Raw genomic sequence first — 25,847 nt, forward strand, 5'->3', positions numbered from 1 at the left:
CCTGCCACACTTGAGATACTGTCGGCTTTCAGCGCTTTGCTTAGGCCTTCGATCTTGCCTGTTTCAGGATTAGTTAGGTTTGCACGCTCAGCCACGCCCATCAAAGTACCCGCGGTATCGAACATGTTTACAAAAAGGAAAGCCAAGATAACGCTGATCATTGAAACATCGAGAGCGCCCATAATGTCCATTTTTAGGAACGTAGGCGCTAAGCTTGGTGGCGCCGCGAAGAAGCCGTTGTAATGCACTAAGCCAAGCATCATGCCGACGAGCGTTACACTCAAAATACCGATTAACACCGCACCAAATACTTTACGCTCACTAAGAACAGCGATGATAAGGAAAGCGATAGCGGCCAGTAGCGCTTCAGGTTTAGTGAAGTCACCTAGTGATACCAGTGTTGCTGGGTTTTCGACGACGATACCTGCTGTTTTAAGACCAATTAGACCTAAGAACAAACCAACGCCCGCAGTCATGGAGTAACGTAAACTCACAGGGATACTTTCAATGATCCATTGGCGGACTTTGTAGAAACTCATCCCGACAAACAAGATACCTGAGATAAACACCGCACCCAGTGCCACTTCCCAGTTGTAGCCCATTTCGCTTACTACCGTGAACGAGAAGAAGGCATTCAAGCCCATGCCCGGCGCAAGTCCGACAGGCCAGTTCGCAAATAACCCCATTAACAAACAACCGATAGCTGCACCAATACAGGTAGCGACGAATACCGCGCCTGCATCCATACCCGATGCGGCCATGATTTGAGGGTTAACGAAGATGATGTAAGCCATGGTTGCGAAGGTGGTGACACCGCCGACCAACTCATTTTTCACACTGCTTCCGTGGGCCTTAATTTTAAAGAGTTTCTCTAAAATTCCGTTATTCGCATCTTGGTTGAGTATTTCTGTTTTACTCTCACTCATGTCAGCAAGTCCTTTTATGTTGTGATCCATTTATTGAATACAGCGAGATTTCAATATTAAGTTTTAAGGTTTTTTCCTAGCCGCTAGCTCTCTATTTATTAGTTTCCTAACGGTTAACTCCCTAGCTATTCATTTTCTAGCCATTGGTTCTAACCATCTGTTTTATAATTATTTATTCTAACTATTAACGTTGTTAGTATTTTTATATGAGCGTGCTTAATGAGCGCGCATCGTTTTAGATGCACGCACGAATCTGTTTATTATTCGATGGTTGGGCCTAGTTCGAAGTTCTAGGACACGGGACTAACTGCCCCGATAGGTTGAGAAACTGTAAGGCGAGACGAGAAGAGGAACGTGATAATGCGCGTCTGGGTCATCTAAGCCGAAACGAATAACAACATCGTCTAGGAAAGGCACGCCATCCAATTCCACGCCTTTACTTCTGTAGTAATCGGCTACGTAAAACACCAATTGATATTTCCCCGGTCGGAAATCATTCCCTGCCAGTATCGGTGCATCGGTTCGGCCATCGGAGTTAGTGATTACCGTCGCCAGCTTTTCTGTTGAGTCTTCATTGACCTTATAAAGCTCTACCTTGATCTCTGCACCCGGTAAGCCGTGAGTCGTGTCTAATACGTGTGTTGTTAATCTTCCCATAGTCCTTTAATAGCGCTTTTGGCGCTCCTCTGTTCCGTGGTTTATCTGTCTGTTTCGACCTTGCAAAGAATGCAACTGGTCACTTTGTTATCACTAACTATGTACGAACTGTACACAATTAGTAAAGCGAATTGTTGGAAAAATGTTAACTATTGTGTCGTTTTTTCTGACTTTATAGATCTTGATTATCGTTTTTTGGTGAGTTTTGATTTTATTAAGTTGTTGTTTTTAATTAGTAATAGTGCGTAAATTTAACTTGAATAACAAAATCTTTACATTGAGATAAATAATTGTATACAATAAATGTACAGGGGTAAGGTTGCTCTGTTTATCGAGAATCCATTTGGTTGAATCATTTGGTGACTCACTTAAAGAGCGGCTAAGCCAACCACTTATGTTAGGAGTACTTGGATGAATAAGGATTATTCAAGAAATTTGATCGGTTACGGAGCTAACCCTCCAAACCCTCAATGGCCAGGTAATGCGCGCGTCGCGGTTTCTTTTGTATTGAACTATGAAGAGGGCGGTGAGCGTTGTTTGTTACATGGAGATGACGAGTCTGAAGCCTTTCTTTCAGAGATCCCGTCAGCACAGCCGATCAAAGGCGAACGTCACATGAGCATGGAGTCCATCTATGAATATGGTAGCCGTGCGGGTGTATGGCGTGTTCTTCGCTTGTTCGATGAATATGAAATCCCACTGACCGTCTTTGCGGTTGCAATGGCGATTGAGCGTCACCCAGACGTTGCCAAAGCCATGGTCGAAGCGGGTCACGAAATCTGTAGCCACGGTTACCGCTGGATAGACTATCAATACATTGATGAATCTGAAGAGCGCGACCACATGACCAAAGCGATCGAGATCATCCAACAAGTGACGGGTCAACGCCCACAAGGTTGGTACACAGGTCGAACAGGTCCAAATACGCGTCGCTTAGTCGCAGAAGAAGGCGGCTTTCTTTACGACTCAGATGCCTATGATGATGACCTGCCTTATTGGCACACCGAGACTGGTCATCCGCAATTGGTGATCCCTTACACACTTGATGTGAACGACATGCGTTTTTCAACGGCGCAAGGCTTTAACTCGGGTGAGCAGTTCTTCCAATATCTGAAAGACACGTTTGACACCCTTTATATGGAAGGCGAAACCGCACCGAAAATGATGTCGGTTGGGTTGCATTGTCGTCTGATTGGTCGCCCCGGTCGTATTGCTGCATTAAGACGTTTCTTAGATTACGTAAAGCAGCATGACAGCGTGTGGTTATGTCGTCGAATCGATATCGCCAACCACTGGCACCAACATCATCCATATCAACCAAATAACGCTAATCATCAACAGCAAAAGTAGCAGTGAAGCAAGGAGGCTTAACGTGACTGAATTTCGATCATGCCAACCAACAACCATGGACCGCGATACCTTTGTCGCTCACTTCGCTGATGTCTACGAACACAGCCCGTGGGTTGCAGAAGTGGTGTATGACCAAGGTTTGAATGCCGAAGATGACCATATCGAGAATCTTCATCTGAAAATGGCATCGACCTTGTTAAGTGCAGACCAAGGCAAACAGTTGGCTTTGATCAATGCTCACCCGGATTTAGCCGGTCGAGCAGCAGTAAACGGCGAACTCACCGAGTCGTCGACCAAAGAACAAGCGGGGGCGGGCATCGACCAGTGCAACGCCGAAGAATTTGAAAAATTCACTTCTTACAACAACAGCTACAAAAGTCGCTTCAATTTCCCTTTTATCATGGCGGTGAAGGGAGCCAATCGTTACCAAATTCTTGAGTCGTTCGAGATGCGATTAGGAAATGATAGTGAAACTGAGTTTGCTACGGCGATTCAAGAGATCAACAAGATCGCGATGTTTCGTCTCTGGGATATGTAAGTTAACGGAGTTAACAGCTATCTCAGCCCAGTCTTAGTGCGCTAAGAGCACGCTTTATAAGCGAATAAGCCACTAAGTTCTCATTTTATTATTACTTGATTAATTGGATAGGATTACACGGACATGACCCAAACATTTGAACAATACATAAACCTTGCAGACGAAAAACTAGGTGCAGAAGCTACCTTCGCAACAGACGATTTTTTCGCTGATAAAAGCCGCTTGCTCAGCCACGCAGCGCCAGAGTGGAAAGACGACTTATACGACGATAACGGCAAGTGGATGGACGGTTGGGAAAGCAGACGCAAACGCGGTGAAGGTTACGACTACTGTGTCGTTCGCCTTGGTCTAGCTGGCACTATTGCTGGCGTTGATATTGATACCTCATTCTTCACAGGTAACTTCCCACCTTCGGCATCAATTGACGCGTGTTATTCACCACAAGGTGAGCCAACTGACTCAACAGAGTGGCAAGAAATTCTGCCTTCACTGGCACTACAAGGTGATCATCATCATCTTGAAGCGATCGAAAGTGACCAAGTATTTACGCACCTACGTTTGAACATCTATCCAGACGGCGGTGTAGCGCGCCTACGTGTTTATGGCCGACCAAGTGTGGATTGGGAAGCAATAGATTCTCAGCAACAAGTCGACCTAGCATCGGTTGAACACGGTGGCCGAGCACTGGCATGTAGCGATGAGCACTACGGCAACAAAGCCAACATCTTAGGCCCTGGCCGCGGTGAAAACATGGGTGATGGCTGGGAAACAGCACGTCGTCGTACACCGGGTAATGACTGGGTTATCGTGGCACTAGGTCATCCAGGTAACATCGAACGCATCGTAGTGGATACTGCTCATTTCAAAGGTAACTACCCAGACAGCTGCTCAATTCAAGCCGCTTACGTGAAAGGTGGTACCGACGACCAAGTAGAAACACAAAGCCTATTCTGGCGTGAACTGTTGCCAGCACAAAAGCTGCAAGCGCACGAAATTCACGAATTCATTTCTGAGGTAAACGATCTTGGTGCGATTACCCACGTACGTGCAAACATATTCCCAGATGGTGGTATCAGCCGTTTGCGTCTGTTTGGTACGAAAGCGAAATAGGTAAGGAAATGAGTATGAGTAATGGAATACGTCGTTTATCAATCGAACCGTTAACCAAGCAGGCTTTTGCTGAGTTTGGCGATGTTATCGAGTCCGATAATAGTGATTTCTTCATGATCAACAGTGGATCAACACGTCGCTACCACAAGCTAGCGACAACGGATGTGCAAGACCAAGACGGAGAAGCCATCATCAGCATCTTCCAAGCCACACCGTTGAGCTACCCACTGACCATCAAAATGTTAGAGCGTCATCCACTTGGCTCTCAGGCATTCATTCCATTACTTGGTCAACCCTATTTAATTGTTGTTGCGCCAAAAGGCGACGATCCAACATTAGCCAATAGCCGAGCTTTCTTGAGCAACGGCCGTCAAGGAGTGAACTATCACAAAGGGGTGTGGCATCACCCAGTTCTCGCCCTCACCGATCAAGACCAGTTTTTGATCGTCGATAGAGGTGGCGAAGGACACAACTGTGACGAAGTTTATTTCGACAGCGACCGAGTGGCGTTGCATTTGGACGATCTGCCAACGGACGACAATAAGGAAGAGCAACGCTTAGCTAAAGCGTTGTGATACAGGAGTTTATTATGGATCCGCATATTACAGAGTGGTTGAACTTAGCAATACGCTGGGCTCACATGATTGTTGGTGTTGCGTGGATAGGCGCATCATTTTACTTTGTTTGGTTAGAGAATAACCTTAACCGAGTAAACCCAAAAACGGGCCTTTCAGGCGACTTATGGGCAATTCACGGCGGTGGTATTTATCACCTAGAGAAGTACAAACTTGCGCCACCAGAGATGCCAGAGCACCTGCACTGGTTTAAATGGGAAGCCTACTTCACGTGGATCACCGGTGTGTGTCTACTGGGTGTGGTTTACTACCTCAACGCTGAGATTTACCTGATTGCACCGGGCTCTGGCCTTGATTCAACCACCGCAATCGCGATTGGTATTGGTTCATTCGTTGCCGGTTGGTTTATCTACGACTTACTGTGCGACTCACCATTAGGCAAAACCCCCGTGTTGCTTGGCGTTGTGCTGTTTGTGCTGCTCGTTGCTGCAACTTACGGCCTAACTCAAGTGTTCAGTGGTCGTGGTGCCTACATCCACGTGGGTGCGATAATTGGTACCATCATGGTGGGTAACGTATTCCGCGTTATCATGCCAGCACAGCGCAACTTGGTGAAAGCGATTGAAGAGAAGCGCGAACCGGATCCGGCATTGCCAGCGAAAGGTCTACTGCGCTCTCGTCACAACAACTACATGACACTGCCAGTGCTCTTCATCATGATCAGTAACCACTTCCCAAGCACTTATGGCTCGGAATACAACTGGCTGATTCTTGCTGGGCTAGCGATCTTCAGCATCTTGGTGCGTCACTACTTCAACACCCGTCATGGTAGCCAGAAGTTTGCCTGGACAGTACCTGTAGCGGCATTGGGTATGATCACGCTCGCGTTTGTTACCTCACCTTACGCGAAAAAACAGATGACTCCGGTTGTACAAGCACCAGTGGTTCAAGAAGTGCAAGTAAGCGCGACTGAATCGGCGACAGAAGAGGTTGTTTCGAACGGCACAGCTTCAACTACGGTTAGTTCTCAAGCTGTACCAGCAGACCACGCAATGCAAACTGCTAGCGCAGGCGTAAGCTTTGAAACCATCAACAAAGTCATTCAAGAGCGCTGTTCTGTGTGTCACTCATCAACCCCTAGTCACGCCGCTTTTGCTGCTGCGCCAGCCGGTGTAATGTTTGATACGCCAGAAGAGATCAAAGCCAACGTCCCAAGGATTGTTGCTCAAACCGTAACAACCAAGGTGATGCCGCTCGGCAACATGACTCAAATGACCGACGCAGAGCGCGCACTCATCGGCACTTGGGTAGAGCAAGGCGCTACGCTTCAATAATGATGTGAATCCTTTACCTAAGAGCATGAGTCTTAGGTGAGGCTTGGGGAGAGTTTGGTTTCGGGCACGCACCAAACTCATCCCACCCTGTTTCCCCGGTTCCTATAACCGGGGCTTTTTGTTTTTGGACAAAGGAAAGTGTGCTGGATTCAGTTGACTCAAGGATATAATTTTGTTGTGTGAAAATTGTTATTAGTTCTAAGTAACCATCCTATCGAATCGCAAGCTGCATCACGCTTATATAATTGCTCTCAATATCATACCCAAGTAGTATCATAAAGGCGTTTTTTACGCTAAGGCACTGATGTATAGCACTACTTAGAGTTTTTTGCTTTCTCAGTCTCAAATCTAACAGTGTTGATAATTAGCTATCAATACAACCATCGACTTTGAGGTTTATGATGGAACAAGAAAAGTATCTAGGCTATATAAAATACGATGGTGAGCTGGTCGAAGAAGGGCTAATGGATGCAAGGAGGCAGGCAAAAGCCTTATTAGCTTTTGATGGAGCGATTAGAGAACTTATAGTTAAACAAGTGCCAGACTTAAAACACATCGATTTCGAAATTCCTATGAGGGTACAGAAAGGCTCATGGGAAGCGTTAGTTCCTGAGACTGTTGCTGGTTGGGCGCAAGCAGGGCTAGGGGTTGTTGCCACAGCATACTTTAGTAAGGCTGCATCAAAAATGGCTGAGAAAGATTTTGATGACTTTGGCTTTTCTACAATCTTCTCAAAAGCGCTCGATGGAATTATGTGGTTTGCACGAATTGGGAAACACATTGGAGGTACTGGGAAAACTGAGTTATCCAACCTTAAGTTTAAAGATAATAACGAACTAATAGGTATCCCTAACGATGAGGGAGAGTATATATATGTTCCTAAATCAGCATTAGATCTTTATTTAGATTCCAGCTCTAAACTTTTAGAAGAATTAGCCCTCAATATTGCTGATGGGCGTTCGCTTAAAATTGGTACGTTTAAAGATGGTGTTAGACATGAGGTCACTATCGGCAAAGTGGACAAAGCAATATTTTGTAATGATGGGAGTGAAGATGACGATGAAATTATGGTTTTGCCAGAGCTTGTTCACGGCACAACTGTTGTCATTGAAGGTGAGGTTACAAGGGAAAATAAAACATCAAACTCTCTAGGGTTTAAATACTTAGGTCATATTCTGACAGCTTATCCTGATGTCGGTAGTGTCGTAAAATATAAACCACTATTGTTTCTGCGTTGTAAGTTAGTCGGTACTGTTAGTCGTTTAGATGAAAAAGGGCGAATAACAGCCAAGAGGCCAAAGCTTATAGTTTCTCATCTAGAAGCTCTTGAGCAAATAAATGGCGATTTGTTTAGTTAAAAAGCATGTGAAAGGACAAATATGGATATTGCCGTACTAACGTTTGATGGATTTAACGAGCTGGATTCTTTCATCGCCTCGGGTATTTTGAACCGAATGAAAGAGTTTGGCTGGAATGTGCAGATTACTAGTCCCACAGAATCAGTGACTTCAATGAATGGAGTCACAATTAAATCTCAACAGCCTTTAGAGTTCGCGAATACTGCTGATGCGGTGTTGTTTGGTAGTGGCATGTTGACCCGCGATATCGCCCAAGACGCTAAATTACTTTCAAGGTTAAGCCTTAACCCACAAGTACAATTAATTGGCGGTCAATGCTCTGGGACTTTGTTAATGTCGGTATTGGGGTTACTGAATCAAGTCCCAGCCTGTACTGATTTAACAACGAAGCCATGGGTAATTGAATCAGGTGTGAAAGTGTTGGACCAGCCGTTTTATGCGGAAGGTAACATTGCTACAGCGGGTGGCTGTTTGTCGTCTAAATACTTAGCTGCATGGGTTATCAGTAAACTCGCAGACCAAGCACATGCCGAAGCTGCAATTCACTATGTTGCGCCTGTTGGTGAGAAAGAAGACTCTGTGAATCATTGCATGTCGATAGTAAGTACTTACGTTTAAACTGATTCATTGCGTGCGCAGTCCTGTATAAGGTTCTTGATATGAATATCTACACATGGCACTTTTATTCCAAATTGACTTTAGTTAGGACAAAAAATGGAAGACTTGATAGTCGCGTATTTTAGAGCATTGAGCTCATTCTTTAGGTATCTGTTTCAGTCGATATTGATTGAGTTCATTGGTTACGGAGCTGGCTGGATAGTCTGTAAAGTATTCACATTAGGGCGCTTCCCCCCATTGATTCCAACTGAAAAAGAGCGAACCAGAATCTCTTATATCGGAGCTATTAGCATCGTGTTATTTCTGTTAGCAATTGGTGTGTTCAATAGTTTGTGATTCGGAGTGAGGATATATGAAATTTTACCCCGCGGAGCAATACCAAGCGGCTTGCAACGAGCTGTTTATCCGATACGAACGTGACATCAAAAAGCTAATCCCTAACGCGAGAGTTGAGCACGTAGGTGCAGCTTCTATTCCTTTTGCCGTGTCAAAGGGCGATCTAGATATTTTCGTAGGTGTTGAACTTGGCGAATTTGAGGATGTTATAGAGAGACTCGCAACACTCGGCTTTACAGAGAAACTCGATACGTTAAGAGCGCCGGAACTGTGTATGTTGGAGTCTACATCAGGGGATGATGTGGCGTTGCAAGTGGTCGCCAATGGTTCTGAGTTCGAATGCTTTCTAAGGTTTCGTGACAAGCTACGTGCGACCCCGGCATTAGTTCAGCAATACAACACCCTCAAAATGGGTTGTGCAGGTTGGTCTCAAGAAAAGTACCGTGAAAAGAAGTCGGCTTATATAGAGCATGTGCTGGCGGTGAAATAGCAAGTCGTCTTGTGATAGATTGGGTTAGTGACACAGACTGGCTTTACATTTTCCATTGATTCCTTGAGGTAGGCTTATGATTACAATTAGAAAAGCGGTTGAGTCTGATGCTCAGGATATTTTCGATATTCGAAGCCGTGCCATTGTCGACAAGTGCTCGGCTTATTACTCAGAAGAACAGCTGTCAATATGGACGCAGGGTGGAATGTCTGATGGATTCATAAGCGATGTAGTCCAAACTTTTCACGTTTCACAAGTCGATGACCGAGTGATTGGCAGCGGTAAAATCAACATCGAAACCGGTATGATTGATGCTATTTTTGTGGACCCAGATTTTTCCGGAAAAGGCGCAGCGAAGCAGATGTTGCAGTTCTTAGAGGAACTCGCGATTCAACACAACTTGCCGTTAATGAAGCTAGAATCGACCTTGAATGCTGCGGAATTTTATCGTTCGTGTGGTTTTATCGGTGATGAACTTTCCACTTATCACTCTCCTAGAGGTATTAGCCTCGATTGCATCCCGATGGAAAAGCCGCTACTTGCTTAAATAAACAGCGCTAACTCCAATGGTTGGTGCTGTTTTTACTTTCCTCTTACACTCTTTTCTAATATCGAATCTAGTATCAAATTTCTCTTTGTTATACAGGCAAGTCTCTCATTATGAAGAACTTCTTTGATAGCGAACTCATGCTCTCTAGCTCCTTGAATTTCGTTTTGCTATCGCTTGGGCTAACGCTCCTTTTTCATCTTCCGATTTGGTGTGGGTTCAACTTGAGCCGACGAAAGTGGAAGCTTATGGATTATTTATGGCCGTTCTTGGCGGGTATCGGGATGCTGGGTGCGGTGTCTGAGATTCGTGCGAAAGTAGCGGGTGATTGGGTTGAAACCGAACAAACCAGAGCGGTGGCGATTTTAGAATCGGTTCAGCAGTTTTCTTTGGATAAGCTGCGAAGTGATACCTGCACCGGTCAGCCGTCTTTAGATAATCACGCTCAGCACCATGAAGCGTGTTTGTGGTATTTGAATACGGCGATCACGTTCAAAGATGTCGATTTCACCTTGTTACCCAACGCATCGGATTTTACGGTTCCTGCGCCTAGCGTATCGCTGGTGGAAAGTGATGCCGTGTGGGTGGATGGTATGCTGAGTCAGTATGAGATGCAGAAAAACCAATACATAAAAACCAGAGAAGCGCAGGTGAAGCAGCCACTAGAAAGTATCTTTTGGTATGTGAGTCCTTACTTAGTGTGTTTCGCGATTGCGTTGCGTTTGACGAAAGTCACCGCAGAGCTCAAATTAGATAAGTGCGCATAGTTTGAGTTCCTATACCCAGATAGAAAAGGTGAAGTAATGAATGTGAGTGAGTTTTCTCAGTTGGTGGGTTTGTCGGCTCACACGCTTCGCTACTATGAAAAAATCGGCTTGTTGAAAAATGTTCAGCGGAACAGTAGCGGTCATCGAGTCTATACATCGAAGGACGTTACCTGGATTGAGTTCGTGAAGCGCTTAAAAGACACCGCAATGCCACTGGATGAGATTCTAGAATACGCAAAGCTAAGGGAGTTAGGGCCAGAATCGACTTCGCAGCGCCAAGTGTTGCTCGAACAACATCAACAGAATTTGCGGTCCCATATCGAAGAGCAGCAAAAGCATCTGGCTGCGCTAGAGCAAAAAATTAGTTTGTATCGAGATGGAAAAGTCCGTTGACTTAGAGTCGACTCTAACTTGTAAGGTGTTCCTGTAAATCATAAAAAGGAACAAACCTATGAATCAATCACGTTTCGACATTGGCTTAGAAAGACTTAATCATATCGACGGAGAAGCAGGGCAACAGGTTATTGAAAGCCTGCAAGACATCTGCCCTGATCTTGCCAAATATACTATCGAGTATCCCTTTGGTGACATCTATTCACGCCCCGGCTTGGATTTGAAATCACGAGAGATCGCGACCGTCGCTGCCCTTACCGCACTCGGTAATTGTGCCCCTCAGCTTAAGGTGCATTTGAATGCGGCACTCAATGTTGGATGCAGCGAGGAAGAGATTAAAGAAGTGATACTGCAGATGTCGGTGTATGCGGGATTCCCAGCTGCGTTAAATGGCATGTTCGCATTTAAAGAAGTGCTTGCGGAGAGAGGCACAGCTTGAGATAAATAGAAAATATAGTCTGAAAAGGGAGCGTCAACTTTGCTAAGTTGCGCTCCCTTTTCATTGATTGGCTAAGTTTTAAAGGTCGTAAACCTGAAGGTTCGCGGTTCTTTAAGATGACATAGACAGCGCGAATGACAACAAAATAGGCAAGGTGACCACACTCAGGAAGTTGCCGAACAACACCATAGACGCGACTTTAGGCGGCTCGACATTGAAGCGTTCTGCAAACAGGTAGTTCATCACGGCAGGTGGCAGCATGGTGAACAGCACCATCATTTGTAGGTGCAGCGTTGGCAGAGGAATAAAGAAGTAGATGATGGCAAAGGCGATGGCCCCTGTGAACAGTGATTGAGCCGTACACAACAAGCCTACTTTGAGTCCGCTTAGCTTCAAGTTGACCATTTGCGAACCCAACGACAGCAGCATGATAGGCACGGCTGCTTGGCCGAGTAGCGATGTGGCTTCGTAGATTGGATTCCACACTGCAATGCCAGATAAGTTGAGCGTCATCGCTAATGCTGCGGCTAAGAATATCGGCATCTTGAGGATCTGTTTGATCGGATTACCTTCACTCAACAGCGCCAAGCCAACACTAATGTGCACGCAGGCTGACACCACAAACAGCAGTACAGCAGGGGCTAATGCGCTCTCGCCAAAGGTATACGTGAACAGAGGAATGGCCAGGTTGCCACTGTTGCGGAACATGTGTGGCGGAGCCCAAGCTTTGAAGTTGAGCTTAAAGATCTTACAGATTGGTATCATCAATAAAGCGGGCACCAACACCGCGACCAAAGAAGCGGTGATGAGTGGCAGTTGTTCGGTGTCGAGAGGCATGGTGGTCAGCGAGGCAAACACCAAAGCAGGAATACATACATCCATGTTGATGCGATTGATCGGTTTGAAATCGGGCTTGAACCAACGACCTACCGCAAAGCCAGCACTGGCTAAAGTAAAAACGGGAAACAGAATGCTGACGACCTGTTCGAACATAGAATTCCTTTCTAGATGTAGTGCTTCCATTTAGCTGAGAAACGAATGTTCGAGAGAGACGCTAAAGTGAAGTATGAAGTCGAGATGTATAAACATTAACCTATCAATATAATGAGTTGGCGTCACCGAAGATCGTTGTCTGTGAGCGGTTAATTTATATTTCTTTGAATGAAGCACAAAAAAGACCAGTGGCATCAGCAACTGGTCTTTAAAGGCTAGATAAATCTGGACGGATTTTTAATTAACGACGGCTTGTCGCTGTCTAGCGATTGTTACTCGGTTTTAAGCCTAACTAACGAGCTTTTTGTAATCTTTGAAATTCACGTCATAAGCTTTTTCGCCGTAGATGTAAGTCTCGCTAACGGTTCTGTCGTCACCTAAGCTCATCAATACAAAAAGTTTTTCTTCAAGCTTGGTGGTTTGTTCCATTCTAAAGCGCATCAGCTGAGTTGCGTGTAGATCCAACACCACGAAATCCGCTTCTTTTCCGACTTCCAAGTTACCAATCTTGTCTTCTAAATGCAGCGAACGTGCGCCGCCTAGTGTTGCCAAGAACAGCGACTTAGCTGGGTGCAGCTTCTTATGCTGTAACTGCATGATCTTGTACGCTTCACTCATTGTTTGCAGGATTGAGAAGCTGGTGCCTGCGCCTACATCAGTACCCACGCCGACACGAATACCGTGATCTTCCATCTCTGGTAATCGGAACAACCCCGAGCCTAAGAAAAGGTTAGACGTTGGGCAGAAGGCGATGGCAGATTCAGTATCGGCAAGGCGTTTACATTCACAATCAGAAAGGTGAATACCATGAGCAAATACCGAACGTTTGTGCAGCAGACCATAGTGGTCATACACATCTAGGTAGCTGTCGCGTTCTGGGAACAGCGATTTCACCCACTCGATCTCTTTCTCGTTTTCAGAAAGGTGAGTGTGCATGTACACGTCTGGATATTCTTCTAGCAGTTTGCCTACAGTAGCCAGTTGCTCTGGTGTGCTGGTTGGCGCAAAGCGAGGTGTCACCGCGTAAAGCAAACGGCTACGGTTATGCCATTTTTCGATTAACTCTTTTGAGTCGGCATAGCCAGATTCCGGTGTGTCGGTGAGGTAATCAGGCGCATTGCGATCCATCAAGACCTTACCCGCGATCATGCGTAGATTACGCTTCTCAGCTTCTTCAAAGAATACGTTAACCGACTCTTTGTGTACCGTGCCAAACACGAGTGCCGTGGTGGTGCCGTTGCTTGCCAATTCGTCTAGGAATAGCTTCGCGACTTTGTGTGCGTAAACTGGATTTTTGAACCGCTTTTCTTCTGGGAAGGTGTAGTTCTCTAACCAATCAAGTAGCTGCTCACCGTAAGACGCGATCATCCCTGTTTGAGGGTAGTGGATGTGCGTATCAATAAAGCCAGAGGTGATCAGTTTGTCTTTGTATTCTTTAACTTCGAGTGTTTTAGGTTGGCGAGCCAATACCTCATCGGCATGGCCTAAGTCGACGACATGGCCGTTCTCAACCACTAAAACACCGTCTTCAAAATAGTCGTAAGACTCATCGATACCGACATCTTTTGGGTCGGCGACGCTGTGTAAAATGCTGGCGCGATAAGCTTTGCGTTGCGTTGTCATGTTTACTTCCTTTTAATGACTTCAGCGACGTTATGGCCACTGAAGCTTTGCGACTTTTATTAGGCGATCTTCTCTTCCAATGGTGGTTCGCCTACGTCGCTTGGTTGACTGTGTTGATCGGTCAAATCCTGATTTCGATATTGTTTGGTTGGGCGCTTTTGTTCAAGTGCTTGGCCTTGATAGTGTGCGATCAGTTCACCAGCAACCGACACCGCAATTTCGGCAGGGTGTTTGCCATTCACCGCACTTATACCAATCGGGCAAAGCATGGTTTCAATTTGTTCTTGGCTATAGCCGCGTTGCTCTAAGCGGAAGTCGAACTTCTTGCGCTTAGTGAGTGACCCAATCATGCCAAAGTAACGGCTGTCTTCACGGTCAATAATGGCCTTAGTTAGGTCAAAATCGAGCTGGTGGTTGTGCGTCATCACAAGGTAATAACTGTTCGGTGGCATGTGTTTTACTTCACCGACTGGATCATCTGAGACAAGCTTCTTCACACCGTGTGGTAGCGTTTCAGGGAATACTTCTTCACGTTCATCAATCCAGGTCACACGGAAGGGCAGAGTCGCCACAATGTGCAGCAGCGCTTTGGCAACATGGCCTGCGCCGAACAGCACAAGGTGGTTCTGTTGAGTGCCAATCGGTTCAAAGCTTAACGTTGCCATCCCACCACAACATTGGCCTAAGCGAGCGCCTAGGTTGAAGCGTTCTACTTTGAGTGATTTCTCGCTGGCAATCAGCATTTCACGCGCCATTTTAGTGGCCACATGTTCAAGGTGACCACCACCAATCGTAGCGATGATTCGGTCACGAGTGACAAGCATTTTGGTGCCCGCATCGCGTGGAACGGAGCCTCTGTCTTCAAGTACTGTCACCATTACACACGGTTCGTAGTTCTCTTCCAGTTTTGCCAGTTCGTGAATCCAATTATCCTTAAACATACGTCCTCCTAAATCCCTTTTTTATGCTTCCCAAGCTAAACGATCGATATGAGCCCTAAGCCGTTTCTGATTGAGCATCGACCGAAGTCGGAGCCGTTTCAGTGACTTCCTGAATCGCCATCAGAATACGTTCTGGCGTTGCAGGTGTGTTGAGCTTAGGAATCGCGCCATCGACGGCGACATAGCTGATTGCGTCTTTCAGTGCGCTCCATACCGACATACCCAACATGAAAGGCGGTTCACCCACGGCTTTCGAGTTGAAGACGGTGTCTTCTGGGTTGTTACGGTTTTCTAAAAGATGCGTTCTGAAATCAATTGGCATATCAGCAATCGCCGGGATCTTGTAACTCGCAGGACCATTGGTCATCAAGCGGCCTTGCTGGTTCCAAACCAACTCTTCCGTCGTTAACCAACCGACACCTTGCACAAAGCCACCTTCGACTTGGCCGATATCAATTGCTGGGTTCAATGAAGCGCCCACGTCATGCAAAATATCGACACGCAGAATCTTGTTTTCGCCGGTTAGGGTATCGATGATGACTTCTGAACAAGAGGCACCATACGCGTAGTAGTAGAACGGACGACCGCGTGCTTTCTCGTGATCGTAATAGATCTTCGGAGTGCGGTAGAAGCCAGTGCTCGACAGCGAAATTTGGTTAAACCAAGCCAGTTCAACAAACGAGTTGAAGGTCATGATCTCATCGCGAATTTGCACCATGCCGTTCTTAAATACCACCTCTTCAGGCCACACTTTGAAGTGCGAAGAAGCGAAGTCGATCAGGCGTTGCTTAATGGTCATTGCGGCGTTTTGCGCGGCCTTACCGTTGAGGTCGGTGCCCGATGAGGCTGCGGTTGGTGATGTGTTCGGAACTTTGTCTGTGTTTGTAGCGGTGATCTGGATACGTTCGACATCGACTTGGAACTCCTGTGCAACGATTTGTGCCACTTTGATGTTCAAGCCTTGCCCCATTTCCGTACCACCGTGATTCAAATGAATACTGCCATCGGTGTAGATATGGATGAGCGCACCTGCTTGGTTCAAGAAAGTCGCAGTAAACGAGATACCGAATTTCACGGGTGTGATAGCAAGGCCTTTCTTCAAGATAGGGCTTTGCTTGTTGAACTCGGCAATGTCTTTACGACGTGCGTGATAGTCACTGCTGCGTTCAAGCTGTTCGGTTATCTCAGGTAAAAAGTTGTCTTCAACGGTTTGGTAGTAATGGGTCACGTTACGGCCTTCTTCGCCGTAGTAGTTCGCCTTACGTACTTCCAAAGGATCTTTTTTCAGGTAACGCGCAATCTCGTCCATGATGTGTTCGATGGTCATCATGCCTTGCGGGCCACCAAAGCCACGATAAGCGGTATTCGACGCTGTGTTGGTTTTGCATCGGTGACCGACCACAGTTGCATCACCTAGGTAATAGGCGTTGTCTGAGTGGAACATTGCGCGGTCTACGATAGAACTTGATAAGTCTGGTGAGTAACCACAGTTACCTGCAACGGTAATGTCGGCACCTTGTATCACACCATTGTCGTCAAAACCGACCGTGTATTGATTGTAGAACGGGTGGCGTTTACCGGTTTGCTGCATGTCTTCATTGCGCAGCAAACGCATTTTGGTTGGTCGACCGGTGAGGTGGGCAATCACCGCAGCCATACATGCTGGAGAGGCCGCTTGAGTCTCCTTACCACCGAAACCACCTCCCATACGACGCATATCAATCACGACTTTGTGCATCGGTACGCCAATTACTTCCGCAACCAGTTTTTGAACTTCGGTCGGGTTTTGAGTCGAGGTGTACACTATCATGCCGCCGTCTTCGGTTGGCATCACGCTACTGATTTGGGTTTCTAGGTAGAAGTGTTCTTGGCCGCCGATCTCTAGGTCACCAGAGATCACGTGTTTCGCTTTTGCCAGTGCGGCTTTCGAGTCACCACGTTGTTGAGTGTGGCTTTCTGTTACGAAGTGTTCTTTCTCTAGCGCTTCTTTTACATCAAGAATCGCAGGCAGTTCTTCATATTCAATGATTGCAGCGTGTGCGGCTTTACGTGCCGTTTCTAAATCATTGGCTGCCACGGCAATCACAGGTTGACCGTAGTATTCTACTTTGCCATCAGCAAGCAGTGGGTCACCCGGTAGGATGGCGCCGATATCCAGTTCACCCGGTACGTCTTTCGCTTGAATAGCAATTGCCACACCTTCGAATTCGTAACATGGAGATAGGTCTATTTTGGTGATGTTAGCGTGCGCTTGCGTGCTCAGGCGTGCGTATACATGCAGCTGATTTGGGAACTCTAGGCGGTCATCAATGTATACCGCTTCGCCCGTGACTTGCTTGGCTGCACTGTCGTGTTTAACGCTTTTACCCACGCCAGTTTTTAGGTCTTGTTTTGCAATGGTAACCATCTCTTCGTGGGTCATCGCATTGCTCTTGTGACCAGAGGAATTTGATTTAGACATAAGACGTTACCCTTGTTTCGATTTGGTTGTTTTTGTTTTGTCGTTCAATGAAGTAGCGACGTAGCATGTTGGCCGCCGACAATGAACGGTATTCTTGGCTTGCACGGAAATCGGATAGCGGCTCAAAGTCGTTATACAGTTCCTGCATCGCTAACTTAATATTAGCGTCTGTCCACGGTTTGCCTAATAACGTATTTTCACAACGAGTTGCACGCTTAGGCGTTGCTGCCATACCGCCGAAAGCGATACGAGCGTAAGAAACCTTGCCATCTTCAATTTGAATATCAAACGCGCCACACACCGCAGAGATGTCGTCGTCTAAACGTTTCGACACTTTGTAAGCGCGGAAGCTGTCGTTGGTTGGCTTAGGAATGATGATCTGTTCAATGAATTCACTCTCTTTCTGCGCCGTCACTTTGTAGCTGATGAAGTAATCTTCAATTGGCATGGTGCGTGACTCGTCTCCGCAGCGAAGTTTGATCTTCGCGTCGAGAGCAATCAGTAGAGGAGGGGTATCACCGATAGGCGAGGCATTCGCCACATTACCGCCAATGGTGCCTTGGTTACGTACTTGCAGTGACGCAAAGCGGTGGAGTAGCTCACCAAAATCTGGGTAGTGTTTTTTCAGTAGTGCGTAAGAGTCACTGATAGGAAGGTTGGCACCAATGATTAAATCGGTGTCGGTCTCTTCGCATACCTTCATATCTTCAACAAGGTTTACGCTGATCAGTGTTTCAATCTCGCGATGGAATTGTGTGACTTCCAACGCTAAATCCGTGCCGCCAGCAACCAGCTTAGCGTTCGGATGCGCTTGAAAAAGCTTGGCCAGCTCATCAGTGCTTTTCGGGGAAAAAGCGGTGAGGTGACCAAGGCGTAAGTTGGCTTCGGTGTCTTGAATGCCTTCTAGCTTCTTGATGGTGTTGCGTTCAAGTTCAGCAAATTGGTCGATCAAAGGTTGGTCTGTTGAAAGTGACATCGCAGCATCAACAATTGGTCGGTAGCCAGTACAACGACACAGGTTACCCGCCAGTGATTCCATGACGTCTTCTTTGCTCGCATCGGGTTTGTTCTTGCCTAGCGCAAACATCGACATGATGAAGCCCGGCGTGCAGTAACCACACTGTGAACCGTGAAAATCCACCACTGCTTTCTGCACTGGGTGCAAAGAGCGATCTCGGTTTTGTAGATCTTCTATAGTGATCAGTTGCTTGCCATGCAGCGCTGAAACGAACGTAAGGCAAGAGTTCACTGAGCGGTATTGCAGCTGTCCATCAACCACTTCACCGAGAACTACCGTACATGCACCACAGTCACCCGACCCACAACCTTCTTTGGTACCGGTTTTATTAACCTTGGTACGAAGGTAGTTGAGCACTGTCATATTTGGCGACAGATTATCTTCACGTCTTATTTCCTGATTGAGCAAAAAAGTAATCAAGAGACCTCCTTGTAAATCGACATATTTCCATGTGTATTCTTTTTGACTTCTAGGTCAATAATTATCCATCCTGACCCTGTGGTCAACTATTTATTTACAAAAATGCAACAAATAGTCTTGGTTGTGGATTGTATACAATTTTATTTTAACCGTAGTTGTCTGTTTTATAAGGGGTTGAGTTGAAGGTGAACAGTTTTTTGGTATTAATAAATTGATAGCTATGTATACAAGATAATGACAGGGTTTGTGGCACTGTTGGAAGTGATTCTATAGTGGCTAAGATCGTTGTTGAGGCTAGAATAGGCAGTGTTTTAGATGGATGTGAGCCGATCGTCATCTTTATTTTTAGGGGAGAGGGCATAAAAAAGAGAAGTAAACGCAGAGGCTTACTTCTCTCCAATTTTGTTAACGAAAAGCTGTTAATAAAAAGCTGTTAACAAAAAGTTGTTAACGGATGGTTATTAAGCGCTTGTTGAATCTTCTATGACTTGCTCTTAAGCAGATCAGAGAACACCACATGCAGGTCGCTAGAAGCTGTGCTGCTGTCTAGGTTGAGCTTCGAACGAATGTGGCTTAGGTGTTCTTGCATCAACTCTACGGCTTGTTGTTCGTTGCCTGACTCTATCGCATCCAGTAAGCCTGAGTGTTCGTCTAGAGAACAGTTCGAGTGGTTGCCCGTTTCGTATTGAGCGATCAGCAGTGAGGTTTGCGATACCAAACTGCGTTGGAAAGCCAGCAGTGGCGCATTCTCAGCCATTTCAGCCAGCTTGATATGAAACTCGCCAGACAAGCGTAAGCCGGAGCCGTAGTCACCTTGGTCAAAGGCGCAGTTCTCTTTTACAACGAGCTTTCGGCATTCTTCGATTTGCGCTTTGGTTGCGTTTTTCACCGCCAGCTCAGTGATAGCAATTTCCATTACTTCACGTGCTTTAAATATCTGCTTGGCTTCATCAACCGTTGGGGCAGCAATCATTGCACCCCGGTTTGGACGGATCACCACAACTTGTTCTAAAGAGAGACGCAGTAAGGCACGACGGATAATGGTGCGGCTAACGCTAAAGATTTCTGCTAAGGCTTCTTCGCTTAATTTGGTGGCTGGTGGCAGCCTTTGTTCTAGTATCGCGTCGAAGATATGGCAGTAAACAACATCGTCTTGAGTCTGGCCTGTTACTTTCGTTTTTACACCTTTGGAGACAGAGTTTTTGAGAGCTGTCATAGAGATAAGGGCCCTTGTTTAGTCGAGTTGGGTTAATCGAGAATAATTCATGAGAGTTACTCTATATTGTATACATTTATCTATACAATGCCACCGGATGAAAGTGCGATGCACGCTTATTTGTTAATGACTTATAACATTTTGTTTGCAGGGAACTGTGTGCAATCTTTAGCTTTAAGCCATTTTTAATCCAACTAAACTCGATTATCACCGCAGCTGTAGGCAACGATCTGGCTGATTTCGCTCAGGCTACGACCTGACTGTTGTTGCCATTCGTTGAAGGCTTTACCCGCTGCCAGTTGTGTTCGCTTGGTGTTACGACCGCTATCCACCACATCGGTGCTGCGTAGGTGTGCTTCAACATCTGATGACAAGATGAAGGTATCTTTACCCATTTGGCGCAGAGTGTAGGCACCAGTATTACCACCTAATCGCTTGCCGTGTTTTTTCAGGTAATCCCACAGCTCGGTGATACGTTCTGATGGCCAGTCGGCAACCATTTGTGAGAATGAATCGGCTTCACGCTTGGCGTTGTGAATCATGGTGGCATTGGCAGGGATGGTCATCACCTTAGTAAGGTGACGAATAATGCGCGGGTCTTGCGCTTTCTGCTCCCACATCTCGTTCGGCAGCATCAGCATCTTTTCGATGTCGAATTCAAAGAACACTTCTTCAAACTGCGGCCATTTCTTTCTCACCACATTCCATGAAATACCACATTGGAATACCTTTTCGGTAAAGGCGGCTAGCCAACGGTCGTCGGTGATCTGCGATAGCTCGGCTTGGGAAAGGGGCGCGCGAACAATCTTTTCGAGCTCGGCAGCTCCGCCTTTACGGTGAGCCGCACGTTGATAAATAGTGTCGAATTTTTCTTGGGTCATTGAAGGTTCCAAATTACATCTGTGTATCTTGAGTGTGTAGTTAATGCTTAATGATATGGGGTCAAATTTGGCAATTAAAACAAATCTGTTAACTAAAACCAGTCTGACAATTAGAACAAGTTAGCAGATCTTCAATTCCATCTGATACAAGGGCCATGTTTTACCATTGAACTCTTTCATGCTCGGCTCTTTGTCGACCACCTCAAAGCCCGCTTTGTCGTAGCAGCGTTTTGCGCCGTGGTTTTGCTTAAATACCGCTAAGGTGATGGTGGTGACATCTGGTATTTCTTTCGCCGCTTCTAATGCACTTTCTATCATGGATTGCCCAAGCCCTTTACCACGTTGGCTTGGGCGAATCGCGACTCGGCAAAAGCGAAGCTCACTGTCTGACATGCGTTGAAATTCCATAAAGCCAAGCAAGTCATTAGCATTCGAGTTAGTGCTAGATGTGGAGAATGTGTACAGCTCGACATGGGGCTCTTGAGAACGTTCAATGATGGAGGCGGCTTCTAACGGCCAACCAAAGGTTCGTCCGCCCCATAGTACGTAGTCTTCGAGTGATGTGAACCAAGTGACGATCTCGTCGGCGTCGGATGCTTTAAAGCGGTTTATTTCCATATCCTTCTCTCTCCCTTATCGCGTGTCTCTTTTTTAAGCCGTTAAACTTCCGAGCCCAATTGCTCAAGAAAGCCGCGCATGTAGTCGGTGCGCTTGTTGGCTTCTAATTTGGCGGATTCTGTATTCATGGTTTCAGCCAGCTTGAACAGTTTCACGTAGAAATGGTCGACGCTGTAATGCTTGTCATCCAAGTCACGATGTTCAGCGAATGGATCTTCGTGGTTATAGAGTTCAGCGTTAAAGCTTTGACCCACGTACAGGCAGCGTGCAATACCAATCGCACCGAGAGAGTCTAGGCGATCGGCATCTTGGACGATTTGAGCTTCCAAGGTTTCTGGTGTGATGTTGGCACTGTAGCTGTGAGTGACAATGGCGTGATGGATCTCATCAAGATAGGACGCAGGATATTCGATAGATTTGAGGAAAGAGATAGCCTTGTCTGCCGCCATTATCGAGCTTTGGGCTCGGTCTGGGTGGTTCTTGGGAAAGGTGAAGCAATCATGAAGGTAAGCGGCGGGCAGCACGACTTCAAGCTTAGCTTGCTCTTGAGTACATAAAGCCTTGGCGGTTTTGACTACGCGCTTAATATGGCTGATATCGTGCGCTGCATCTTGTGTCATCTCTTGCTGTGCAAAATCAAGCAGTTGGCTTTCAAATTTTTCTATCACGCGTCCCTTTCTCCATTATCAATGTTGCTTATCGATCAGTGTCGTTTCATATCGACTTTAACAGTTTCAAGCGCGAGTTTTTATCTTTTATAAAAGGAATACCCACAAAAAAACCGACTCTGTGAGTCGGCTTAATAGAAAGGTTATTCTGTGTTGATTAAAGCGTTATCAACGGTAATAAGAGCCTAAGCTGCAGCTTGTTGAAGTTTTGCTAACACATGATGCAATGAAGGACTGATCGTGTGACCAAGCGCTTTTACTTCTTCGCAAGGCTCAACCAAATCAGGGATCTGGAAGCTGATCATGTTGGCTGCCATTGATGCGCGAATACCGTTGTTTGAGTCTTCAAACGCTAGGCAGGCTTCAGGGGCAACACCTAGGCGTTCTGCCGCTAGCAGGTAGATCTCGGGGTGAGGCTTACCGTTGGTCACTTCACAGCCTGTGCTTAGTGAGGTGAAGTAAGAATCTAGGCCAGCCAGCTCAAGCTTCTTTTTCGCGATATCAAGCTGAGTGGAGGTCGCCACCGCGATTGGAATGTCGTTTGATTTCAGCCACTCAAGAAGCTCAATCACGCCGTCTTTTACTGGGATAGCTTGGTGCTTAACAATCGCACTGTAGCGTGTGCGCCATTCGTTGTTCAGCGCTGGGTAATCTAGCCCTTCACCGTAGCCATTTCTAAAAATCTGTTCGATGGTTTTTGCGTTACAGCCAATGATGCCTAGGTAAACATCCTGCAAAAACGGAACGCCTTGCGCGTGACATGCTTCTTCAAAAACCTGCATACAAAGTCGCTCGGTGTCGAGCAGCAGTCCATCCATATCAAAAATAGCAGCTTGAAAATTCATATCCGTGGTTCTTTCTGTGTTGTCGTCGTGAGGACGAGTATTTTGACATAGTGCCTGGAGATAGGCGAGTCAGTGTTTAGTAAGAATATGACGAATTGTCTCGGTAATATGCTTCTAGATGAGGCGAAACCTGATTAACTTGCGTTGGAATAATATCGTTCAGTTATGAGTCTGATGTTTGATAGGTCATGCGGTTCTAACAGACACAATAATGGTTATCATACATAACAAATCTCGGTTGAGTGCCTATCTTCCTATTACAATTCATAAACTTACAGACGTGTTAGCGTGACCATAATCTTATAAAAAACAATTTGCGGAAGCCTGCAATCATAGTGTGACCAAGTAATAAGTAAAAGGCTGAACTAAAGGACAAAATATAATTAGTCCACATTTTTAGCAAGGTTGCTTATGTTGTATTTTGAGTTTCTATTTTTATTAGTCGTGCTTTATATCGGGTCTCGGTATGGCGGTATTGGCTTAGGTGTTGTTTCTGGGATTGGCTTGGTTATCGAGGTGTTTGTCTTCAAGATGCCACCAACGTCTCCACCTGTCACCGTAATGCTGATCATCCTCGCTGTTGTTACCTGTGCTTCGATCCTCGAAGCGGCTGGTGGCTTGAAATACATGCTTCAAGTTGCAGAAAGGGTACTGAGAAAGAACCCGAAACGCGTTACCTTGATTGCACCGTTCGTGACTTACTCGATGACATTCTTATTGGGTACAGGCCACGCGGTTTACTCAATTATGCCAATCATCGGCGATGTTGCGCTGAAGAATGGTATTCGTCCTGAGCGCCCGATGGCGGCTGCGTCTGTCGCATCTCAACTGGCGATTACGGCATCACCAATTTCTGCTGCTGTGGTCTATTACCTCGCACAACTTTCTGATATCCAACACTCTATTACTCTGCTTTCGATTTTGATGGTGACGGTTCCTGCAACGCTGTTCGGCACACTTTTGCTTTCTCTGTATAGCTTGAAACGCGGTAAAGAACTGAACGAAGATCCTGAGTATCAAGCGCGTCTAAAAGATCCTGAGTGGAAAAAGCGCATCGAAAGCACCACAGCGACGTCTTTGGATGAAGTGCTTCCAACTTCGGCTCGTAATGCAGTATTGATTTTCCTATTGTCGATTGTGGTGATTGTTATCGTGGCGATGGTGCCTGAGATCAGAACCATCGTAGACGGCGACAAGCCAATCAAGATGTCAGTGATCATCCAGATGATGATGCTCTGTTTCGGAGGTATCATCTTGTTGGCGACCAAAACTGACCCGCGAGATGTGCCAAACGGCGTGGTATTCAAATCGGGTATGGTGGCGGCGATTGCTATCTTCGGTATCGCATGGATGTCAGATACTTACTTCCAATACGCAATGCCTCAGTTCAAATCTGGCATCGTGGAAATGGTAACCAACTACCCATGGACGTTCGCACTAGCGCTATTCATCGTATCGGTTGTGGTGAACTCTCAAGCCGCTACTGCACGTATGATGCTACCAGTTGGTCTTGGCTTAGGATTAGACCCAGCACTGCTTATCGGCTTGATGCCAGCGGTGTACGGCTACTTCTTTATCCCGAACTACCCATCAGATATCGCAACGGTAAACTTCGATGTGTCTGGCACTACCAAGATTGGTAAGTGGTACTTCAACCACTCATTTATGTCGGTTGGTTTAATCGGTGTTGTAGGCGCATGTTGCTTAGGCTACGCACTGGCTCAGGTTTTTATCGCTTAATGAATTAGCTTTCTTTGAGATAGCTAGACAACAAACAAAAACAGCTCCTGAATTGGCGCTGTTTTTGTTTAATCTGTCTTGGGAATTAGCTTTGATACGAGCTCTTAAGCAGTATTAGCGAGGCTCAAAAGCCAAAGATTGAATTGCTTCTTCGACAGTCAGGAAGTGGATCTTCATCAGGCACACTTCTGCTTTTTGGAACTCGTGATTTCGAATCAGTTTGGTAACGCTTTCAACCGAATACTGGTCTGCTCGTTTAGCTAGAGACAGTTGGTTTGAGCTCGATTGAAGCGAGTAACTGTCGCCAACTGAATCAATCAGGTAATCATCTTCACCCAAGATCATGTCTGAGCATTCTGCTCGAAATTCGTGTTCGGATGCGACGTAAATAAGCTCATCGTCACCGTCGAGTTTTACTAAAGATGGCCAACTGATCATCACTGCCCTTTCTATGTGCTGCTTACTGCTTTTAATAGTGGTGACGACAAGCAATTATGTAAAAGTTATCGTCATCTGCTTTATACACTAATCGATTCTTGTCATCGATTCGTCTTGACCAAAATCCAGACAGGTTGCCGACTAGTGGCTCCGGCTTTCCAATCCCTTCAAAGGGCGTTCTTTTGGCAGCTTCAATCAACTTATTTAGTTTCTTGAGCGTTTTCTTGTCTTGGGTTTGCCAGTATAGGTAATCTTCCCAAGCATTATCTGTAAATACAATCTTTCGATCATTCGTCATTATTCAATTCTCGAACGGTTGTATTTCCGGCTTCGAGTTGAGCAATGGATTCAGCTAATCTTTCAGCGTTTTTAGGCGAGCTCATTAGGTACAAGGTTTCTTGCATTGAATTAAAATGATCAAGAGACATTACCACGGCATCTTCTGAATCTCGTCTGGTTATTACCGTAACATCAGAATCGTCTACCACTCTATCGAGCACAGACTTAAGGCTATTTCTTGCCTCAGTAAAAGAAACAATATTCATCA

The 25,847-nt window shown here is 46.0% G+C and carries 29 protein-coding genes; 14 read left to right on the forward strand and 15 right to left on the reverse strand.

Going from position 1 to position 25,847, the window contains the following annotated elements:
* Window positions 1-926, reverse strand: a 926-nt coding sequence (locus AACR09_RS18015; protein WP_228010741.1) for an NCS2 family permease, incomplete at its 3' end; no start/stop codon positions are given.
* A 303-nt stretch (window positions 927-1,229) separates the two neighbouring features.
* The gene (gene uraH / locus AACR09_RS18020; protein ID WP_017067789.1) at window positions 1,230-1,583 is read right to left on the reverse strand and encodes a hydroxyisourate hydrolase; all 354 of its coding nucleotides are present in this window, start codon (window positions 1,581-1,583) and stop codon (window positions 1,230-1,232) included.
* Between the two features lie 411 nt (window positions 1,584-1,994).
* Between uraH and puuE the strand changes: the two genes are divergently transcribed.
* The 13 genes from puuE (at window position 1,995) to AACR09_RS18085 (ending at window position 11,438) form a co-directional block, all read left to right on the forward strand.
* Entirely contained in the window at window positions 1,995-2,933 is a 939-nt protein-coding gene (gene puuE / locus AACR09_RS18025; protein WP_017083064.1) for an allantoinase PuuE, read from the forward strand.
* 22 nt (window positions 2,934-2,955) lie between these two features.
* The gene (gene uraD, locus AACR09_RS18030; RefSeq protein WP_017067791.1) at window positions 2,956-3,471 is read left to right on the forward strand and encodes a 2-oxo-4-hydroxy-4-carboxy-5-ureidoimidazoline decarboxylase; all 516 of its coding nucleotides are present in this window, start codon (window positions 2,956-2,958) and stop codon (window positions 3,469-3,471) included.
* A gap of 123 nt (window positions 3,472-3,594) precedes the next feature.
* Window positions 3,595-4,581, forward strand: a complete 987-nt coding sequence (alc, locus tag AACR09_RS18035; protein WP_193835491.1) for an allantoicase — start codon at window positions 3,595-3,597, stop codon at window positions 4,579-4,581.
* A gap of 14 nt (window positions 4,582-4,595) precedes the next feature.
* Window positions 4,596-5,156, forward strand: coding sequence for an ureidoglycolate lyase (locus tag AACR09_RS18040; RefSeq protein ID WP_004732859.1), 561 nt, complete (start codon window positions 4,596-4,598; stop codon window positions 5,154-5,156).
* A gap of 14 nt (window positions 5,157-5,170) precedes the next feature.
* Entirely contained in the window at window positions 5,171-6,490 is a 1,320-nt protein-coding gene (locus AACR09_RS18045; RefSeq protein ID WP_193835492.1) for a urate hydroxylase PuuD, read from the forward strand.
* A gap of 398 nt (window positions 6,491-6,888) precedes the next feature.
* The gene (locus AACR09_RS18050; protein ID WP_228010743.1) at window positions 6,889-7,848 is read left to right on the forward strand and encodes a hypothetical protein; all 960 of its coding nucleotides are present in this window, start codon (window positions 6,889-6,891) and stop codon (window positions 7,846-7,848) included.
* Window positions 7,849-7,869: 21 nt separating this feature from the next.
* Entirely contained in the window at window positions 7,870-8,466 is a 597-nt protein-coding gene (locus AACR09_RS18055) for a DJ-1/PfpI family protein (RefSeq protein WP_065605951.1), read from the forward strand.
* Between the two features lie 96 nt (window positions 8,467-8,562).
* Window positions 8,563-8,802: a hypothetical protein gene (locus AACR09_RS18060; protein ID WP_017092275.1), complete on the forward strand. Its 240-nt coding sequence runs from the start codon at window positions 8,563-8,565 to the stop codon at window positions 8,800-8,802.
* Window positions 8,803-8,818: 16 nt separating this feature from the next.
* Window positions 8,819-9,292, forward strand: coding sequence for a GrpB family protein (locus AACR09_RS18065; RefSeq protein WP_193835493.1), 474 nt, complete (start codon window positions 8,819-8,821; stop codon window positions 9,290-9,292).
* Between the two features lie 76 nt (window positions 9,293-9,368).
* Window positions 9,369-9,839, forward strand: coding sequence for a GNAT family N-acetyltransferase (locus AACR09_RS18070; RefSeq protein WP_193835494.1), 471 nt, complete (start codon window positions 9,369-9,371; stop codon window positions 9,837-9,839).
* Between the two features lie 248 nt (window positions 9,840-10,087).
* On the forward strand, window positions 10,088-10,606 hold the full coding sequence (locus AACR09_RS18075; protein WP_029222168.1) for a hypothetical protein: 519 nt from the start codon (window positions 10,088-10,090) through the stop codon (window positions 10,604-10,606).
* Window positions 10,607-10,642: 36 nt separating this feature from the next.
* Window positions 10,643-10,999 carry a MerR family transcriptional regulator gene (locus AACR09_RS18080; RefSeq protein WP_017076955.1) on the forward strand — a complete coding sequence of 119 codons (357 nt, stop codon included), beginning with the start codon at window positions 10,643-10,645 and terminating at the stop codon, window positions 10,997-10,999.
* Between the two features lie 58 nt (window positions 11,000-11,057).
* On the forward strand, window positions 11,058-11,438 hold the full coding sequence (locus AACR09_RS18085) for a carboxymuconolactone decarboxylase family protein (protein WP_017083073.1): 381 nt from the start codon (window positions 11,058-11,060) through the stop codon (window positions 11,436-11,438).
* A 111-nt stretch (window positions 11,439-11,549) separates the two neighbouring features.
* Here the strand turns inward: AACR09_RS18085 and AACR09_RS18090 are convergent, their stop codons facing one another.
* The 10 genes from AACR09_RS18090 to AACR09_RS18135 form a co-directional block, all read right to left on the reverse strand.
* Window positions 11,550-12,431, reverse strand: coding sequence for an AEC family transporter (locus AACR09_RS18090; RefSeq protein ID WP_193835495.1), 882 nt, complete (start codon window positions 12,429-12,431; stop codon window positions 11,550-11,552).
* A gap of 288 nt (window positions 12,432-12,719) precedes the next feature.
* Window positions 12,720-14,054, reverse strand: a complete 1,335-nt coding sequence (gene guaD / locus AACR09_RS18095; protein ID WP_004732870.1) for a guanine deaminase — start codon at window positions 14,052-14,054, stop codon at window positions 12,720-12,722.
* Window positions 14,055-14,113: 59 nt separating this feature from the next.
* The gene (xdhC, locus tag AACR09_RS18100; protein WP_004732871.1) at window positions 14,114-14,995 is read right to left on the reverse strand and encodes a xanthine dehydrogenase accessory protein XdhC; all 882 of its coding nucleotides are present in this window, start codon (window positions 14,993-14,995) and stop codon (window positions 14,114-14,116) included.
* Window positions 14,996-15,050: 55 nt separating this feature from the next.
* A complete protein-coding gene (gene xdhB, locus AACR09_RS18105) occupies window positions 15,051-17,456 on the reverse strand; it encodes a xanthine dehydrogenase molybdopterin binding subunit (protein ID WP_102503812.1) in 2,406 nt (801 codons plus the stop codon).
* Window positions 17,449-18,894 (reverse strand): xanthine dehydrogenase small subunit, encoded by a 1,446-nt coding sequence (gene xdhA / locus AACR09_RS18110; RefSeq protein ID WP_193835496.1) that lies wholly within the window; start codon window positions 18,892-18,894, stop codon window positions 17,449-17,451. The genes xdhB and xdhA overlap by 8 nt, the downstream gene beginning before the upstream one ends.
* Before the next feature lie 481 nt (window positions 18,895-19,375).
* The gene (locus AACR09_RS18115) at window positions 19,376-20,110 is read right to left on the reverse strand and encodes a GntR family transcriptional regulator (RefSeq protein ID WP_017086635.1); all 735 of its coding nucleotides are present in this window, start codon (window positions 20,108-20,110) and stop codon (window positions 19,376-19,378) included.
* A gap of 194 nt (window positions 20,111-20,304) precedes the next feature.
* Complete coding sequence (locus tag AACR09_RS18120; RefSeq protein ID WP_065605933.1) at window positions 20,305-20,991, reverse strand: DNA-3-methyladenine glycosylase I; 687 nt, start codon at window positions 20,989-20,991, stop codon at window positions 20,305-20,307.
* A gap of 120 nt (window positions 20,992-21,111) precedes the next feature.
* Window positions 21,112-21,609, reverse strand: coding sequence for a GNAT family N-acetyltransferase (locus AACR09_RS18125; RefSeq protein WP_193835497.1), 498 nt, complete (start codon window positions 21,607-21,609; stop codon window positions 21,112-21,114).
* Between the two features lie 41 nt (window positions 21,610-21,650).
* Complete coding sequence (locus AACR09_RS18130; protein WP_193835498.1) at window positions 21,651-22,277, reverse strand: HD domain-containing protein; 627 nt, start codon at window positions 22,275-22,277, stop codon at window positions 21,651-21,653.
* 185 nt (window positions 22,278-22,462) lie between these two features.
* Window positions 22,463-23,122: an HAD family hydrolase gene (locus AACR09_RS18135; protein ID WP_076644829.1), complete on the reverse strand. Its 660-nt coding sequence runs from the start codon at window positions 23,120-23,122 to the stop codon at window positions 22,463-22,465.
* A gap of 411 nt (window positions 23,123-23,533) precedes the next feature.
* Here AACR09_RS18135 and AACR09_RS18140 point away from each other — a divergent pair, with 411 nt between their 5' ends.
* Complete coding sequence (locus AACR09_RS18140) at window positions 23,534-24,862, forward strand: anaerobic C4-dicarboxylate transporter (RefSeq protein ID WP_193835499.1); 1,329 nt, start codon at window positions 23,534-23,536, stop codon at window positions 24,860-24,862.
* Window positions 24,863-24,976: 114 nt separating this feature from the next.
* Here the strand turns inward: AACR09_RS18140 and AACR09_RS18145 are convergent, their stop codons facing one another.
* From AACR09_RS18145 to AACR09_RS18155, 3 genes are read right to left on the reverse strand one after another with little or no spacing between them, the layout of a single operon-like run.
* Window positions 24,977-25,300, reverse strand: a complete 324-nt coding sequence (locus AACR09_RS18145) for a DUF4144 domain-containing protein (protein ID WP_193835500.1) — start codon at window positions 25,298-25,300, stop codon at window positions 24,977-24,979.
* Window positions 25,301-25,331: 31 nt separating this feature from the next.
* Complete coding sequence (locus tag AACR09_RS18150) at window positions 25,332-25,598, reverse strand: Txe/YoeB family addiction module toxin (RefSeq protein ID WP_017069754.1); 267 nt, start codon at window positions 25,596-25,598, stop codon at window positions 25,332-25,334.
* Complete coding sequence (locus AACR09_RS18155) at window positions 25,588-25,845, reverse strand: type II toxin-antitoxin system Phd/YefM family antitoxin (RefSeq protein ID WP_017061616.1); 258 nt, start codon at window positions 25,843-25,845, stop codon at window positions 25,588-25,590. The genes AACR09_RS18150 and AACR09_RS18155 overlap by 11 nt, the downstream gene beginning before the upstream one ends.
* Window positions 25,846-25,847: the final 2 nt, after the last annotated feature.

Source organism: Vibrio sp. OPT20, assembly GCF_963889365.1.
In the GTDB taxonomy this organism is placed as follows: domain Bacteria; phylum Pseudomonadota; class Gammaproteobacteria; order Enterobacterales; family Vibrionaceae; genus Vibrio; species Vibrio splendidus.

Coding starts and splice junctions, on each gene's coding strand:
- AACR09_RS18135 (WP_076644829.1), bottom strand. CDS start 23,122: ATGAATTTTCAAGCTGCTATTTTTGATATGGATGGACTGCTGCTCGAC.
- AACR09_RS18070 (WP_193835494.1), top strand. CDS start 9,369: ATGATTACAATTAGAAAAGCGGTTGAGTCTGATGCTCAGGATATTTTC.
- AACR09_RS18040 (WP_004732859.1), top strand. CDS start 4,596: ATGAGTAATGGAATACGTCGTTTATCAATCGAACCGTTAACCAAGCAG.
- AACR09_RS18085 (WP_017083073.1), top strand. CDS start 11,058: ATGAATCAATCACGTTTCGACATTGGCTTAGAAAGACTTAATCATATC.
- xdhC (WP_004732871.1), bottom strand. CDS start 14,995: ATGTTTAAGGATAATTGGATTCACGAACTGGCAAAACTGGAAGAGAAC.
- AACR09_RS18140 (WP_193835499.1), top strand. CDS start 23,534: ATGTTGTATTTTGAGTTTCTATTTTTATTAGTCGTGCTTTATATCGGG.
- AACR09_RS18090 (WP_193835495.1), bottom strand. CDS start 12,431: ATGTTCGAACAGGTCGTCAGCATTCTGTTTCCCGTTTTTACTTTAGCC.
- puuE (WP_017083064.1), top strand. CDS start 1,995: ATGAATAAGGATTATTCAAGAAATTTGATCGGTTACGGAGCTAACCCT.
- AACR09_RS18120 (WP_065605933.1), bottom strand. CDS start 20,991: ATGACCCAAGAAAAATTCGACACTATTTATCAACGTGCGGCTCACCGT.
- AACR09_RS18060 (WP_017092275.1), top strand. CDS start 8,563: ATGGAAGACTTGATAGTCGCGTATTTTAGAGCATTGAGCTCATTCTTT.
- AACR09_RS18055 (WP_065605951.1), top strand. CDS start 7,870: ATGGATATTGCCGTACTAACGTTTGATGGATTTAACGAGCTGGATTCT.
- AACR09_RS18115 (WP_017086635.1), bottom strand. CDS start 20,110: ATGACAGCTCTCAAAAACTCTGTCTCCAAAGGTGTAAAAACGAAAGTA.
- alc (WP_193835491.1), top strand. CDS start 3,595: ATGACCCAAACATTTGAACAATACATAAACCTTGCAGACGAAAAACTA.
- xdhB (WP_102503812.1), bottom strand. CDS start 17,456: ATGTCTAAATCAAATTCCTCTGGTCACAAGAGCAATGCGATGACCCAC.
- AACR09_RS18045 (WP_193835492.1), top strand. CDS start 5,171: ATGGATCCGCATATTACAGAGTGGTTGAACTTAGCAATACGCTGGGCT.
- AACR09_RS18080 (WP_017076955.1), top strand. CDS start 10,643: ATGAATGTGAGTGAGTTTTCTCAGTTGGTGGGTTTGTCGGCTCACACG.
- AACR09_RS18125 (WP_193835497.1), bottom strand. CDS start 21,609: ATGGAAATAAACCGCTTTAAAGCATCCGACGCCGACGAGATCGTCACT.
- guaD (WP_004732870.1), bottom strand. CDS start 14,054: ATGACAACGCAACGCAAAGCTTATCGCGCCAGCATTTTACACAGCGTC.
- uraH (WP_017067789.1), bottom strand. CDS start 1,583: ATGGGAAGATTAACAACACACGTATTAGACACGACTCACGGCTTACCG.
- AACR09_RS18075 (WP_029222168.1), top strand. CDS start 10,088: ATGGATTATTTATGGCCGTTCTTGGCGGGTATCGGGATGCTGGGTGCG.
- AACR09_RS18065 (WP_193835493.1), top strand. CDS start 8,819: ATGAAATTTTACCCCGCGGAGCAATACCAAGCGGCTTGCAACGAGCTG.
- AACR09_RS18145 (WP_193835500.1), bottom strand. CDS start 25,300: ATGATCAGTTGGCCATCTTTAGTAAAACTCGACGGTGACGATGAGCTT.
- AACR09_RS18155 (WP_017061616.1), bottom strand. CDS start 25,845: ATGAATATTGTTTCTTTTACTGAGGCAAGAAATAGCCTTAAGTCTGTG.
- AACR09_RS18150 (WP_017069754.1), bottom strand. CDS start 25,598: ATGACGAATGATCGAAAGATTGTATTTACAGATAATGCTTGGGAAGAT.
- AACR09_RS18050 (WP_228010743.1), top strand. CDS start 6,889: ATGATGGAACAAGAAAAGTATCTAGGCTATATAAAATACGATGGTGAG.